At 57.2% G+C, this 13,073-nt stretch carries 15 protein-coding genes; 10 read left to right on the forward strand and 5 right to left on the reverse strand.

The features are described 5' to 3' along the window. Positions 1–57 precede the first annotated feature (57 nt). Together AABB31_RS05710 and AABB31_RS05715 are read right to left on the reverse strand one after the other, a co-directional pair. Positions 58–606 carry a peptidylprolyl isomerase gene (locus AABB31_RS05710; protein WP_342075419.1) on the reverse strand — a complete coding sequence of 183 codons (549 nt, stop codon included), beginning with the start codon at positions 604–606 and terminating at the stop codon, positions 58–60. Further along, complete coding sequence (locus AABB31_RS05715) at positions 596–1,105, reverse strand: peptidylprolyl isomerase (RefSeq protein WP_342075418.1); 510 nt, start codon at positions 1,103–1,105, stop codon at positions 596–598. The genes AABB31_RS05710 and AABB31_RS05715 overlap by 11 nt, the downstream gene beginning before the upstream one ends. Before the next feature lie 129 nt (positions 1,106–1,234). Between AABB31_RS05715 and pgk the strand changes: the two genes are divergently transcribed. Then, positions 1,235–2,410: a phosphoglycerate kinase gene (gene pgk / locus AABB31_RS05720; RefSeq protein ID WP_342075417.1), complete on the forward strand. Its 1,176-nt coding sequence runs from the start codon at positions 1,235–1,237 to the stop codon at positions 2,408–2,410. Between the two features lie 133 nt (positions 2,411–2,543). On the opposite strand, the gene AABB31_RS05725 is transcribed toward pgk, so the two are convergent. Next, entirely contained in the window at positions 2,544–2,927 is a 384-nt protein-coding gene (locus tag AABB31_RS05725; protein WP_342075416.1) for a VOC family protein, read from the reverse strand. 111 nt (positions 2,928–3,038) lie between these two features. Between AABB31_RS05725 and AABB31_RS05730 the strand changes: the two genes are divergently transcribed. The 9 genes from AABB31_RS05730 (at position 3,039) to AABB31_RS05770 (ending at position 11,897) form a co-directional block, all read left to right on the forward strand. Beyond that, on the forward strand, positions 3,039–3,929 hold the full coding sequence (locus tag AABB31_RS05730; RefSeq protein WP_342075415.1) for a methyltransferase domain-containing protein: 891 nt from the start codon (positions 3,039–3,041) through the stop codon (positions 3,927–3,929). A gap of 350 nt (positions 3,930–4,279) precedes the next feature. Further along, on the forward strand, positions 4,280–5,173 hold the full coding sequence (locus tag AABB31_RS05735) for a fructose bisphosphate aldolase (protein ID WP_342075414.1): 894 nt from the start codon (positions 4,280–4,282) through the stop codon (positions 5,171–5,173). Between the two features lie 199 nt (positions 5,174–5,372). Further along, positions 5,373–5,642: a septum formation initiator family protein gene (locus AABB31_RS05740; protein WP_342075413.1), complete on the forward strand. Its 270-nt coding sequence runs from the start codon at positions 5,373–5,375 to the stop codon at positions 5,640–5,642. Positions 5,643–5,766: 124 nt separating this feature from the next. Continuing rightward, complete coding sequence (gene pdhA, locus AABB31_RS05745; protein WP_342075412.1) at positions 5,767–6,777, forward strand: pyruvate dehydrogenase (acetyl-transferring) E1 component subunit alpha; 1,011 nt, start codon at positions 5,767–5,769, stop codon at positions 6,775–6,777. A gap of 3 nt (positions 6,778–6,780) precedes the next feature. After that, positions 6,781–8,154, forward strand: a complete 1,374-nt coding sequence (locus AABB31_RS05750) for a pyruvate dehydrogenase complex E1 component subunit beta (protein WP_342075411.1) — start codon at positions 6,781–6,783, stop codon at positions 8,152–8,154. 8 nt (positions 8,155–8,162) lie between these two features. After that, positions 8,163–8,411, forward strand: a complete 249-nt coding sequence (locus AABB31_RS05755) for a hypothetical protein (RefSeq protein ID WP_342075410.1) — start codon at positions 8,163–8,165, stop codon at positions 8,409–8,411. After that, positions 8,411–9,712, forward strand: coding sequence for a pyruvate dehydrogenase complex dihydrolipoamide acetyltransferase (locus tag AABB31_RS05760; RefSeq protein WP_342075409.1), 1,302 nt, complete (start codon positions 8,411–8,413; stop codon positions 9,710–9,712). Before AABB31_RS05755 ends, AABB31_RS05760 begins: the two co-directional genes overlap by 1 nt. A gap of 206 nt (positions 9,713–9,918) precedes the next feature. Beyond that, positions 9,919–10,800 (forward strand): sterol desaturase family protein, encoded by an 882-nt coding sequence (locus AABB31_RS05765; protein ID WP_342075408.1) that lies wholly within the window; start codon positions 9,919–9,921, stop codon positions 10,798–10,800. Beyond that, positions 10,797–11,897, forward strand: a complete 1,101-nt coding sequence (locus tag AABB31_RS05770; protein ID WP_342075407.1) for an acyltransferase — start codon at positions 10,797–10,799, stop codon at positions 11,895–11,897. Before AABB31_RS05765 ends, AABB31_RS05770 begins: the two co-directional genes overlap by 4 nt. Here AABB31_RS05770 and cysE read toward each other — a convergent pair. Next, complete coding sequence (gene cysE, locus AABB31_RS05775) at positions 11,894–12,697, reverse strand: serine O-acetyltransferase (RefSeq protein WP_342075406.1); 804 nt, start codon at positions 12,695–12,697, stop codon at positions 11,894–11,896. The genes AABB31_RS05770 and cysE overlap by 4 nt on opposite strands. Before the next feature lie 80 nt (positions 12,698–12,777). Continuing rightward, positions 12,778–13,071 carry a hypothetical protein gene (locus AABB31_RS05780; protein WP_342075405.1) on the reverse strand — a complete coding sequence of 98 codons (294 nt, stop codon included), beginning with the start codon at positions 13,069–13,071 and terminating at the stop codon, positions 12,778–12,780. Positions 13,072–13,073 lie beyond the last annotated feature (2 nt).

A 13,073-nucleotide genomic window follows, 5' to 3' on the forward strand; every position in this document is an offset into this window, starting at 1 on the left:
CCCGGGCTACCCCCCTCGCACCAATGTGAGAGGAGGGGCGCATCTTGTTATTGCGCGTTATTCGGTAACGCGGACGGCTGCCATCAGGTCGGGCTTGCCGATCACCGCACCATTTGGGCCTGTGCCACGCTTGATTGCGTCAACGATATCCATCCCGGCGGTGACCTCACCAACAACGGTATATTGACCGTTCAGGAAGTAGCCCGCATCAAACATGATGAAAAACTGGCTATTGGCAGAATTCGGGTTCTGTGCGCGGGCCATGCCAATGATGCCGCGATCAAACGGCTTGTCGGAAAATTCGGCCGGGATATCGGGAAAGTCGGAACCGCCCGTGCCCGCACGCGACAGGTCACCGCCCGCCACGCCATTTTCGACGTCACCGGTTTGCGCCATGAAGCCGTCAATCACCCGGTGAAAGACCACGTTGTCATAATCCCCTGCCGCCGCTATCGCGGTGATCTGTTCGACATGCAAAGGGGCGCTATCCTCGAACAGGTCAATAATGATGGTCCCATTCGCCTCGCCCGCGATGTCGATCTCTAACCCGGTTGAGAATGCGGGCGTGGCAAACAGGGCCAGACAAGCTGCGAGTTTACTGTACATCGGCAGCCACCTTCACGCTGATCATCCGGTCAGGGTTCATCGGCGGCTCACCACGGGTGATCGCATCAACATGTTCCATGCCGGATGTGACCTGGCCGTAGACCGTATATTGCCCGTTCAGGAAATCATTGTCCTTGAAGTTGATAAAGAACTGGCTGTTGGCAGAGTTCGGGTTCTGGGACCGGGCGGCGCCAATGGATCCACGCGCATGGGGGATCTTGGAAAATTCGGCCGGGACATCGGGCATATCAGACCCGCCGGTGCCGGCACGGCCGATGTTGAAATCCTTTTCCATGTTGCCATTGGCCACATCACCGGTCTGGGCCATGAAACCGTCAATCACCCGGTGAAAACAAACATTGTCATAGGCGCCTGCGCGGGCCAGCTCCTTCATCCGGGCCACATGCTGCGGGGCCACGTCGGGCAAAAGTTCGATCGTGACATCGCCATCCTTGAGGGTCATGATGATTGTGTTTTCGGGGTCTTTGATCTCGGCCATGGGGCGCTCCTTGGTGTCTGTGTTGCGCACTGTCATATGGTGCATGACCGCGAATGCCAAGCCGGACCGGTTGACGCGCCCGGCCCATTGCCGCAACTAAGCGGCAAGTTGCAATGACAGGAGGCCACAATGGGCTGGAAGACACTTGATGACATGGATTTTGCAGGCAAGCGGGCGCTGGTGCGGGTCGATATCAATGTCCCCGTTGAGGACGGCAAGGTCACCGACACAACCCGGATCGACCGCATCATACCAACCGTTGATGACATTCAGGCGAAGGGCGGCAAGGTTATCCTGATGGCGCATTTCGGCCGGCCCAAGGGCAAGGTTGTCCCCGACATGTCCTTGGAAATCATCGCACCCGCCGTTGCAGACGTTCTTGGGCTGCCCGTGACATGGGTGAACAGCGACTATGCCGACGCCGTGGCCGACATGGAGGGGGACGAGGTTCTGCTGCTCGAAAACCTGCGGTTTAACCCGGGCGAGGAAAAGAACGATCCGGAATTTGCCAAACGCCTTGCCTCGCTGGGCGATATTTACGTCAATGACGCGTTTTCCGCAGCCCACCGGGCGCATGCCAGTACCGAAGCCATCGCCAAGCTGCTTCCGTCCTGCGCTGGCCGGTTGATGGCCGAAGAGCTGGGCGCGCTGGAAAAGGCGCTTGGCACCCCTGACCGCCCGGTCGTGGCGGTTGTGGGCGGCGCAAAGGTGTCGACCAAGCTGGACCTGCTTGGCAATCTTGTGACCAAGGTGGATGCGCTGGTGATCGGCGGGGGCATGGCCAACACGTTTCTGGCGGCACAGGGGATCAATGTGGGCAAATCACTTTGCGAACATGACTTGGCCGACACGGCCCGCGCCATTGCTCAAAAGGCCGCTGATGCGGGCTGTGAAATCCTGCTGCCCCGCGATGTGGTTGTGGCAAGGGAATTCAAGGCAGGGGCTGACAACGAAACCGTGCCGGTCGAAAACTGTCCGGATGATGCGATGATCCTCGATGCAGGCCCCGACAGCGTGGCCCATATCGCAGCCCTGCTGGAACGGGCCAAGACACTGGTCTGGAACGGCCCGCTTGGCGCTTTCGAGATCACACCATTTGATGCCGCTACAAATGCAGCCGCCAAAAAGGCGGCCGAGATGTCCAAGGCAGGGCAGCTGATTTCCGTTGCAGGCGGTGGCGACACGGTTGCGGCCCTCAATCAGGCGGGCGCGGCCGAGGATTTTACCTATATCTCGACCGCCGGCGGCGCGTTCCTGGAATGGATGGAAGGCAAGACCCTGCCCGGCGTCGCGGCCCTCGCGTAGAACGTCAGACGCCCCTGATCTTTATCTCGCAACACTGACCCAAATTCAGAGAAATCCGTAAGGCTGACCATTACGCAGTTTGCAGCTAAGGTCTGGAGAGAGCCCAAGTTGGACATTTGGTTTTCTACCAATCCTAGGTACGTTGGATCAAATCCCAGCGGTTACCCCATGGATCATTCCAAACTACAACTCGTCCATATGCCTCTGTTCTAGGCTGCTCTTCAAATTTGACGCCAGCTTTTTTAAGTAGAGAATAATCAGCCTCGAAATCATCGGTCTCTAAGAACAGCCAGACGCGGCCACCGCCTTGCTTTCCTACTGTTTGAAGCTGATTCTTCGTGGCTGCTTTCGCCAGCAAAATTTCTGTTTGACTACCCTTTGGAGCGACCCGAACCCAACGCTTACCTTCTTCCAACTGAGTGTCTTCGAGGCATTCAAAGCCGATGCTTGTAAAAAACCGCAAAGCAGCATCGTAGTCAGGAATAAGAATGGCAAAGTGCGCGATGTGTTTTATCATGAGCGTTGAGATACACTGGTTTGCAATCGAAGCCCAGAGTGAAGGGCAGCTTCGTCCGCGTTGCCGTCATTGTCAGCTAGAAAATCTCTCAATGGTGGATTGAAACACTAGATGACCGGATTGAGCCCAAAGACACCAATGCTGCATGGACAACGAATGTCTGCTATGCAGGTTTTGTTAAAAGAGTGGGAGCATTTTTTGATGGCCGATCCGTTCCAAGATGTGGATGCAGCTGGAGAGGAATTCATAGCGGCGTTTGCCGACTCTATGGATGCACGACAGGCAGACCCCGTGATGGAGGGCATTGTCTCGAACTATCTTGCGAAATTGCGGTTTCCAAGTGGCAGCCTGACAGTCGAGGTCGGCGCAGGCGCCGGTGCAGTGACGCGACGAGTTGCGGCCAAAGCCAACCCCGAGCGCGTTGTCGGTTTTGAGCCTTCGGCGGGTTTCGTAAGGGAAGCTAAAGAACGCACGCAACTTCAAAAGAATGTGTCTTTCGAGGTCGCGGATGGGGCCGCGATACCGGTAGACGACAGCTCTGTCCAAAACCTGATTTTGCATACCGTGCTCACGCATGTCGAAAAGCCACTTCGTCTGCTTCAAGAGGCACGGCGTGTATTGAAACCAGACGGACGCCTTGTGGTGTGCGATGCAGATTTTTCAAAGGCCTGCCTGGGTAGTAGCCCCTGCGACCCGCTTGATGTTTGTGCAAAAGCTTTTGTTCGCGAGTTTGTCACTGATCCCCATATCGTTGCCAAGCTGCGCGACTTGATCGCGCAAGCAGGTTTTGTGGTGACCGATTTCGATCTGGTCAGTCGGTCTATCTTAAACAACGACCAGATGCTTCCCTGGGTAGAAGAGTCCGCGAAGAGGATGCTTGCCAGAGGGGAAATTGGGCAGGCACTGTTTGACGGCCTCGTGTCGGAGTACAAGCGCCGCGCGACTGCCGGAAGGCTTTACGGCTACCAGATTTTTGCGACTGCAATCGCAACGCCAAACTAAATTGCTTCATTTTTTGGGGTCACGTGCGTAGCCTGATGGCCCTCGATCGGGCGACAGCAGCAAAAGTCCGGTTTGTCCGCAGCGCCGCCGTCGGCCAAACTCTTGATGCAAGTCCGCTCTTGGTCAGAATTGCCCGACATTTGGACCAGTATCGCTTGAAGCGGCTGGTTGATCAGATTCAAAATTCCTCTGCATCAAATCAAAACCGGGTGACGTTCTACACCTCGACTGATGGAAAAGACTGTTTCGCACTGTTAGCGCCATCATATTTGCATGGTTCCCACCGGTCGCATAGAAGCAAGGCATCCGGGCGCTCGGGTCCGCGCAATGCATTGATTAAGGTGGTTTTTATGTCGAAACAGGAAATGACAACACAAGTTCGCAGCGGCAACGGATTTATCGCCGCACTGGATCAAAGTGGCGGATCCACCCCAAAGGCGCTTGCCGCTTATGGCGTCGACAGCGACGCCTACAGCAATGACGACGAAATGTTCGACCTGATCCATGCCATGCGCAGCCGGATCGTGAACGCCCCTGCCTTCACGGGCGCCAAAATCGTCGGCGCCATCCTGTTCGAGATGACAATGGACCGCGAGATCGGCGGCAAACCGTCGGCGCAATACCTGTGGGAAGACCGCCGTGTCGTCCCGTTTCTGAAGATCGACAAGGGTCTGATGGACGAGACTGACGGCGTGCAATTGATGAAGCCCATGGATCATCTTGACCGGCTTTTGCCGCGCGCGGCCCAGGGCGGCATTTTCGGCACCAAGATGCGGTCGGTGATCAACCAGCCCAACGCGGCCGGCATCGCCGCAAACGTGACCCAGCAATTTGAAGTGGGCCGACAGGTGATCGGCCACGGGCTGGTGCCGATCCTGGAACCCGAGATCAACATCAAGATGACCGACAAGGCCGTCGCCGAAGAAATGCTGCGCGACGAAATCCTTGCCCATCTCAACACGCTGGGACCAAACGAGATCATCATGCTGAAACTGACCCTGCCCGAACAGCCGAATATCTATCAGGCACTGGTCGACCATCCCAACGTGATGCGCGTTGTCGCCCTGTCCGGCGGCTACACCCGGGACGAGGCGAATGCCAAACTGGCCCAGAATACCGGCATCATTGCCAGCTTCTCCCGCGCGTTGACAGAAGGCTTGTCCGCTGATCAAAGTGACGCTGATTTCAATCAGACCCTCAGCACCACGATCGAAGATGTCTTTGCCGCCTCGGTGGCCGGCTGAACCTCTGCGGTAACGCATCGCGCGCGGGTCTGTCAGGACACGCACGCAGATGCGTATCGCCTATTGCCGATTTACGTACCAATACGCATTTTAGGGATTCACAAGCCGAATCAAATATGCGAATCTCGTCGAAAGTTGCGCAACAGACGCGACATTACGGGCAGGCATCACATTGCGACAAAATCGTCCCCCACTTGGCATGGTCTTCTACTTCCTTGGCGCATTGATGCTTGGGATGTATTTTACCTTTGCCGCTGTCCAAGGGGACTACGGGATCTTCAAGCGGATCGAAGTGCGCGCCGAAGGTGCCACATTGGCTGCAAGGCTGGAAACGCTTGAGGCCGAGGTCGCCCGGATGGAAAACCTCACCTCGCGCCTGTCAGATAATTTCCTTGATCTGGACCTGCTTGATGAACAGGCCCGCGACGTGCTGGGCCTGATCCGCGCGGACGAAGTTGTTATCCGCTAGCGACAAAACGGACATGCGCCCAGCGGGTGACTGAGGGTCAATTTGACTCTCGCCTTTGCCAAAGGCATGCTTTAAAAAATAGTTTAACGCTAAACTAGTTTTGGAAGCTGTTGGAGGACCACTGATGCCACCCAAAAAGGCCGCCGCGAAACCCAATGTCTCAGCCGAGGAATTATTGGGGCATTACCGAGAAATGCTGCTGATCAGAAGATTCGAGGAAAAGGCTGGCCAGCTTTACGGCATGGGTCTGATCGGTGGGTTCTGCCACCTGTATATCGGACAAGAGGCTGTTGTCGTCGGTCTGGAAGCAGCGGCCGAGGAAGGTGACAAGCGGGTCACGTCCTATCGCGATCACGGGCATATGCTGGCCTGCGGAATGGACCCCAAAGGGATCATGGCCGAGCTGACCGGTCGTGAAGGCGGCTTTTCCAAGGGCAAGGGCGGCTCCATGCACATGTTCTCGAAAGAGAAACATTTCTATGGTGGCCACGGAATTGTTGCCGCACAGGTTCCACTGGGGGCCGGGCTGGCATTCTCGGACAAGTATAAGGGCAATGACCGCGTGACCTTCGCTTATTTTGGCGATGGGGCTGCAAACCAGGGGCAGGTTTACGAGACCTATAACATGGCCGAGCTTTGGGATCTGCCTGTCGTTTTTGTCATTGAAAACAACCAATACGCCATGGGTACGTCTGTGAAACGATCCACAAAGTCGCCTTCGCTGTGGGAACGTGGCGCAGCCTATGGCATTCCCGGTGAAGAGGTTGACGGGATGAATGTATTGGCCGTCAAAGAGGCTGGCGAACGCGCTGTTGCCCATTGTCGTGCGGGCAAAGGGCCCTACATTCTGGAAGTGAAAACATACCGCTATCGCGGCCACTCCATGTCGGATCCGGCAAAATACCGGACCCGCGAAGAGGTGCAGAAGATGCGCGATGAACGTGATCCCATCGAACAGATCCGCGAAATGCTGCTGACCGGCAAACATGCCTCCGAGGATGACCTCAAGGCGATCGATAAAGAGATCAAGGGCGTCGTGAACGAGGCTGCAGAATTCTCCAAGGAAAGCCCGGAACCTGCCCTGGACGAACTTTGGACAGATATCTACGCAACTGAAATCCCGCAGGAGGCTTGAGCCATGGCAACCGAAATTCTTATGCCCGCCCTCTCGCCCACTATGGAAGAAGGCACATTGGCCAAATGGCTGGTCAAGGAAGGTGACACCGTGTCATCCGGCGACATCATGGCCGAAATCGAAACCGACAAGGCCACGATGGAATTCGAAGCCGTTGATGAAGGCATCGTGGGCAAGATCCTGATCGCCGAAGGTACCGAAGGTGTGAAGGTGAACACCCCAATCGCTGTGCTAGTTGAAGACGGCGAAGACGTGCCTGATGCAACGGCCCCAAAGGCCGACGCAGATACACCCGCCGCCGAACCGGCAGATGCACCCCCGGCCACAGCACCTGCCGCCGCGGCCCCCGATGCCCCCGTCCCCGATGCAACCCCCGATTGGGATGCAGATGTGGAGGTCAAGCAAACCACCGTCCGCGAAGCCTTGCGCGATGCGATGGCCGAGGAAATGCGCCGGGACGAGGATGTCTTTTTGATGGGTGAAGAGGTCGCCGAATACCAGGGCGCCTATAAGATCTCGCAGGGTCTGCTGGATGAATTCGGGGCCAAGCGCGTCATCGACACACCAATTACAGAGCACGGGTTTGCCGGTATCGGCGTTGGTGCGGCCTTTGGTGGATTGAAGCCGATTGTCGAGTTCATGACGTTTAACTTCGCCATGCAAGCCATTGATCATATTATCAACTCTGCCGCAAAGACGTTGTATATGTCCGGTGGTCAGATGGGTGCGCCAATGGTATTTCGTGGCCCCAATGGCGCCGCGGCCCGCGTGGGCGCGCAACACAGCCAAGACTATGCGGCGTGGTACATGCAGATCCCTGGTCTGAAAGTGGTCATGCCCTATTCCGCCGCCGATGCGAAAGGGCTGATGAAGACCGCCATCCGCGACCCCAACCCGGTGATCTTCCTTGAAAACGAAATCCTCTATGGCAAGTCGTTCGACGTGCCTGTGATGGATGATTTCACCATCCCGTTCGGCAAGGCCAGGATCGAACGCGCCGGTGATGACGTGACGATTGTCAGCTTTGGCATCGGGATGACATATGCCTTGCAGGCCGCCGAAAAGCTGGCCGAGGACGGGATCAATGCCGAGGTCATCAACCTACGCTCGCTGCGCCCGATGGATACCGACACGATCCTTGCATCTGTCCGCAAAACCAATCGCTGCGTCACGGTCGAGGAAGGTTGGCCCCAAGGATCCGTCGGCGGCTATATCAGCAGCGTGATCATGCAGCAGGCCTTTGACTATCTGGATGCCCCGGTGATCAATTGCACCGGTAAAGATGTGCCTATGCCATATGCGGCCAACCTGGAAAAACACGCCCTTGTCACCACGGACGAGGTCGTTGCTGCCGTCAAACAAGTGACCTACCGGTAGGGGTGGCCATGAAACACAGCCCCCTTTGCAGCCGGGATGGCGGCGCCGAAATCATGTTCACGGCCAAGGATGGCGATGCCAAATACCGGTTTGTCATGCCCCGCAGCCTGCTGGACACCGCTTGCGGCGCCACAGCCGGGGAAGTTGCCCGCAAGAAATGGGTGACCCGGCATTTGCCTGACATACTTGCCACAAGACATGGGGCATCCACTGCCCCTGCCCCTTTCAATCGTGTCTGCGTCGAGGAGATATCCTAATGCCCACCGAAATCCTGATGCCCGCCCTCTCACCCACAATGGAAGAAGGCACGCTGGCCAAATGGCTCGTCAAGGAAGGCGACACGGTATCCTCCGGCGATGTCATGGCCGAGATCGAGACCGACAAGGCCACGATGGAATTTGAAGCTGTCGATGAAGGCACAATCGGCAAGATCGTCGTTCCCGGAGGCACCGAAGGCGTCAAGGTTAATGACGTGATCGCCGTGCTGCTGGAAGACGGCGAAAGCGCCGATGATATCGGCGATGTCGGCAGCGCGGGCACACCTGCGAAAGCGCCCGCTGATGAACCGGCTGCGGCGCCTGCTGCTGCCGCCGCCTCGCAGCCCGCACCTGCCGCACCGACCAAGGATGGCAACCGCATCTTTGCCTCGCCTCTGGCGCGCCGGATTGCGGCGGATAAGGGGCTTGATCTGGCCGATATCAAGGGCACCGGCCCGCATGGCCGCATCGTCAAGGCCGATGTCGAAAACGCCAAACCCGGCGCCAAGACCAGCGCCGCCGCCCCTGCATCCAAAGCCGAAGCACCAGCAGCTGCTGCAATGGCTGCCGGCCCAAGCACCGACGTGGTGATCAAAACCTACGAAGGCCGCCCCTTCGAAGAGGTCAAGCTGGACGGCATGCGCAAGACAATCGCCGCCCGCCTGACCGAGGCCAAGCAGTCGGTCCCGCATTTCTACCTGCGCCGGGATATCAACCTTGATGCGCTGCTGAAATTCCGCAGCCAGTTGAACAAGCAGTTGGAACCGCGCGGCGTCAAACTGTCGGTCAACGACTTTATCATCAAGGCCTGCGCACTTGCACTGCAGCAGGTTCCCGAAGCCAACGCCGTCTGGGCAGGTGACCGAACGCTGAAATTCGAAAAGTCGGATGTGGCCGTCGCCGTCGCGATTGAAGGCGGCTTGTTCACGCCCGTGCTGAAGGACGCGGATATGAAATCGCTCTCAGCGCTGTCGGCAGAGATGAAAGACCTGGCCGGCCGCGCCCGCGAACGCAAATTGGCCCCGCATGAATACCAAGGCGGCAGCTTTGCAATCTCGAACCTGGGCATGTTCGGCATCGACAATTTCGACGCGATCATCAACCCGCCTCATGCGGCTATTCTGGCTGTGGGTGCAGGCGTGAAAAAGCCCATCGTCGGCGAAGATGGCGAACTGGCGGTGGGCACGGTGATGTCGACCACCCTGTCGGTCGACCACCGTGTGATCGACGGCGCACTTGGCGCCAACCTGCTGCAGGCGATCAAGGACAATCTTGAAAACCCGATGACCATGCTTGCCTGACGACGGAAACCTCATGCCATCGGCCCAGACTGCCGATGGCATGATTTTAGTCGATGAATGCCCTAAAAACTGCATAGTTGCCCTATATTCGGCCCCAAGAGCTTAAGGATTTGGGGCGAAATCAGGGGAATCCGGCCTTGTTGGATGTGTTAAGCAATAGTCTGGGCGGATGGGGCAGCAGGTTGTGGCCTGTCTACCTTGTGACAATGATCGTCATTGCAGCGATCATTTTTGTGCGCAAGAAACCCGCTGATCGCTTCTGGGCCTGGGTGTTTCCCAAGAAAGTCTATCTGCACCCATCGCATTTTGTGGATATCAAACTGTTCGTCATCGGGCGGGTCTTTGCACTGGTCGGGCTATTTCAACTGGTAACTTTCAGCTCGCTGATTGCGGCGCTTATCATCTCTAATCTGGGTGTCGCCGGTTTTGGACTGGCGCTTCACCCGATTGTGGCCACGTTTTTGTTTGTGCTGGCCACTGATTTCGCGGTCTATTGGGTCCACCGGATACACCATGAACACCCGTTCTTCTGGCCGTTTCATTCGGTTCACCACAGCGCCGAGGTGATGACCCCGGTCACCGTCTACCGAAAGCATCCGGTTTACGACATTTTTTCAAATATTCTGAAATCCATCTGTATCGGGACAACCCAGGGTCTGTTGGTCGCGGCATTTACCGGGGATATGTCGCTGACCACGATATTCGGTGCCAATGCGTTCTACTTCCTGTTCAACATGCTGGGATCAAATCTGCGTCACACGCATATCTGGCTAAGCTATGGGCGGGTGCTGGAACATGTCTTCATCTCACCCGCACAGCACCAGATCCACCACTCCATTGAACGGCGCCACTACAACAAAAACTATGGCGAGGTCTTTGCCTTCTGGGACTGGATGTTTGGCACGCTCTACGTCCCGCAGGAAGAAGAGATCATCCGTTTCGGCCTTGGCGACATGGCAGGCCAACGCATCGAACAGCCCCATCCATCGCTGAAAGACGCCTTGCTTGTGCCGTTCAAAGACGCCTTTGGCGTTATCTCTCGAAACAGTCGGACTGCAAGTGAACCGAAAGCCGATATCAAAGAATGAACCGGGGGTTTTCGGTATATATTGACGGGATTCGCGCCGCCGCAGCCCTGGTGGTTCTGCTGTCGCACTTTGCCTACCCGCGCTTTACCGACGGGCGCTATATCTGGATCCGCGATCTTTATCTTGGCAGCGATGCGGTTGTGATATTTTTTGTGCTGTCGGGCTTTGTCATCACCTATTGCGCCAAGACAAAGGAAACCGCGCTGGGAAGCTTTGCATTCGCGCGGGCAAGCCGGTTTTTGTCCGTGGCCATTCCAGCGGTTTTAATCGGCTTTGCGCTCGATAATCTGGGCGCATCCATGTTTCCGGAATTCTATGCAGGCCAGTTCTACAACCCGCTGGCCTTTTGGGAGCAGCTTGCATTCGGTTTGACCTTCGCAAACGAATGGACAGGTCTTGCGACGCGTCTTGGCACCAATGGCCCCTATTGGTCGCTGTCTTACGAGGCCGCCTATTACGCCCTGTTCGCCGTGTTCTTCTTTCTCTCAGGTGCTGTGCGATGGCTGTTGATCGCCGCCATGTGCGTTCTGTTCGGGGTGAACGTTCTGCTACTGATGCCGTGTTGGTTGATGGGGGTCTACCTATACTGGCGCATAGGCACGTCCGGACTGGTCGCAAAGCCGCTGGCCGTCGTCATGGCGGTGTTGCCGCCGGTGATCTACATCGCCCTGTTGATGAGCGATGTCAGAGCCGACCTGACAGACTTCATGCGCGGCTTTCTATCGCCCGCGCAATATCACGGGCTTCGTTTCTCTGACGCGCCTGTCTGGGATTTCATGCTGGCCTGCCTGACGGTGATCCACCTTCTTGGTGTTCATGCGCTCTGCAAGGCCGATGGCGTTGAAACGGGCAGCGCGCGCATTGTGCGATACCTCGCCTCGTGCAGCTTCACGATTTACCTGTTCCATTATCCGCTGCTGCAATTTCTGAAACCATGGCTTGCCAGCTTTGCGGACCTGCCCGCGTCGGACCTGATCTTGCTTGGCGCGACGCTGGTCATCTGTCTGGGGCTTGCGGCCGTTTTCGAACGAACGCTCAAGCAGCAGCGGCAGTTTGTGCGGCGTCTGTTTCTGGCTGGCCCAGCGCTGTCGCGCTAGCGGGCCAGCATTTGATCCATGGTCCGCGACGGTTGCGCGCAGCCCGCCTCGCCCACGATCTTTGCGGGAACACCTGCAACAGTTTTCATCGGCGGAATGTCCTCCAGCACAACCGAACCCGCAGCAATTCTACTGCAATGCCCGACACTGATATTCCCCAATACCTTTGCGCCCGCGCCGATCAGGACGCCATCACCGATTTTGGGGTGGCGGTCATCATCTTCCTTGCCCGTACCGCCAAGGGTCACGGAATGCAGCATCGACACATTGTCGCCAACGACGGCCGTTTCCCCAACAACGATGGAATGGGCGTGATCAATCATGATCCCCTGCCCGATACGGGCGGCCGGGTGGATATCGACGCCAAAGGTCTCGCTGACGCGCATCTGCACGTAATAGGCCAGGTCCTTGCGGTCATTCGCCCACAGCCAGTGACCCAGCCGATATGATTGCACCGCCTGAAAGCCCTTGAAAAACAGCAAAGGCTGCATGAACCGGTGGCAGGCCGGATCACGATCAAAGATCGCAACCAGATCCGCCCGTGCGGCCGCCGGCAATTCAGGGGCCGCCGCATAGGCTGCATCCGCAATCTCGCGCAAAATCTGTTCCGACATCTCGGGCGAGGCCAGCTTCATCGACAAACGATAGGCCAGCGCACGCTCGAACGTGGCGTGATGCAGCACGCCGGCGTGGACAAGCCCGCCCATCAGCGGCTCTGACACAATGGCGGCTTCCGCCTCTTCGCAGATGCGGTGCCAAACCGGGTCAATTTCTGTCAGTGTCGGACGTGGGTCAGCCATAGCAGTGTTCCTTGGTGTGGAACCTAAGGTTTAGTCCAGCTTGGGCCGGTTCGCCAAGTGCAAAGCAGTGATATGACAGATCAGCGCCTGTGATGGATCGCCCTGCGCTCCAAATGGCCCGTGACCACCTGCAAACAGGCCAGATATGCGGGATCAGTGGCAGATGGCCGCGACGCCATTGGTAGGCAATATGCAGCCGACATCAACGTACCATGCCCCAAGACCGGGTGGGCGCGCCCCAATCGCTTGCGATATTTGTCCGCAAGATCGGCAGCATCGCAAAGCTGCGCGATCACCTGATGACGCGCGGCGGGTGCGACAAGGCGCAAGACGCGGGCCGCCGCCTCTATATCTGCAAGTCCAGCATGGCGCATCT

Origin of the sequence: Yoonia sp. SS1-5, from assembly GCF_038443705.2 — a bacterium.
Lineage (GTDB): Bacteria > Pseudomonadota > Alphaproteobacteria > Rhodobacterales > Rhodobacteraceae > Yoonia > Yoonia rhodophyticola.

Excerpts from the sequence above, each read along its gene's own strand:
- AABB31_RS05710 (WP_342075419.1), bottom strand. The coding sequence starts at position 606 with ATGTACAGTAAACTCGCAGCTTGTCTGGCCCTGTTTGCCACGCCCGCA.
- AABB31_RS05730 (WP_342075415.1), top strand. The coding sequence starts at position 3,039 with ATGACCGGATTGAGCCCAAAGACACCAATGCTGCATGGACAACGAATG.
- pgk (WP_342075417.1), top strand. The coding sequence starts at position 1,235 with ATGGGCTGGAAGACACTTGATGACATGGATTTTGCAGGCAAGCGGGCG.
- AABB31_RS05765 (WP_342075408.1), top strand. The coding sequence starts at position 9,919 with ATGATCGTCATTGCAGCGATCATTTTTGTGCGCAAGAAACCCGCTGAT.
- AABB31_RS05760 (WP_342075409.1), top strand. The coding sequence starts at position 8,411 with ATGCCCACCGAAATCCTGATGCCCGCCCTCTCACCCACAATGGAAGAA.
- AABB31_RS05770 (WP_342075407.1), top strand. The coding sequence starts at position 10,797 with ATGAACCGGGGGTTTTCGGTATATATTGACGGGATTCGCGCCGCCGCA.
- AABB31_RS05755 (WP_342075410.1), top strand. The coding sequence starts at position 8,163 with ATGAAACACAGCCCCCTTTGCAGCCGGGATGGCGGCGCCGAAATCATG.
- AABB31_RS05725 (WP_342075416.1), bottom strand. The coding sequence starts at position 2,927 with ATGATAAAACACATCGCGCACTTTGCCATTCTTATTCCTGACTACGAT.
- AABB31_RS05715 (WP_342075418.1), bottom strand. The coding sequence starts at position 1,105 with ATGGCCGAGATCAAAGACCCCGAAAACACAATCATCATGACCCTCAAG.
- cysE (WP_342075406.1), bottom strand. The coding sequence starts at position 12,697 with ATGGCTGACCCACGTCCGACACTGACAGAAATTGACCCGGTTTGGCAC.
- AABB31_RS05735 (WP_342075414.1), top strand. The coding sequence starts at position 4,280 with ATGTCGAAACAGGAAATGACAACACAAGTTCGCAGCGGCAACGGATTT.
- AABB31_RS05740 (WP_342075413.1), top strand. The coding sequence starts at position 5,373 with ATGGTCTTCTACTTCCTTGGCGCATTGATGCTTGGGATGTATTTTACC.
- AABB31_RS05750 (WP_342075411.1), top strand. The coding sequence starts at position 6,781 with ATGGCAACCGAAATTCTTATGCCCGCCCTCTCGCCCACTATGGAAGAA.
- pdhA (WP_342075412.1), top strand. The coding sequence starts at position 5,767 with ATGCCACCCAAAAAGGCCGCCGCGAAACCCAATGTCTCAGCCGAGGAA.
- AABB31_RS05780 (WP_342075405.1), bottom strand. The coding sequence starts at position 13,071 with ATGCGCCATGCTGGACTTGCAGATATAGAGGCGGCGGCCCGCGTCTTG.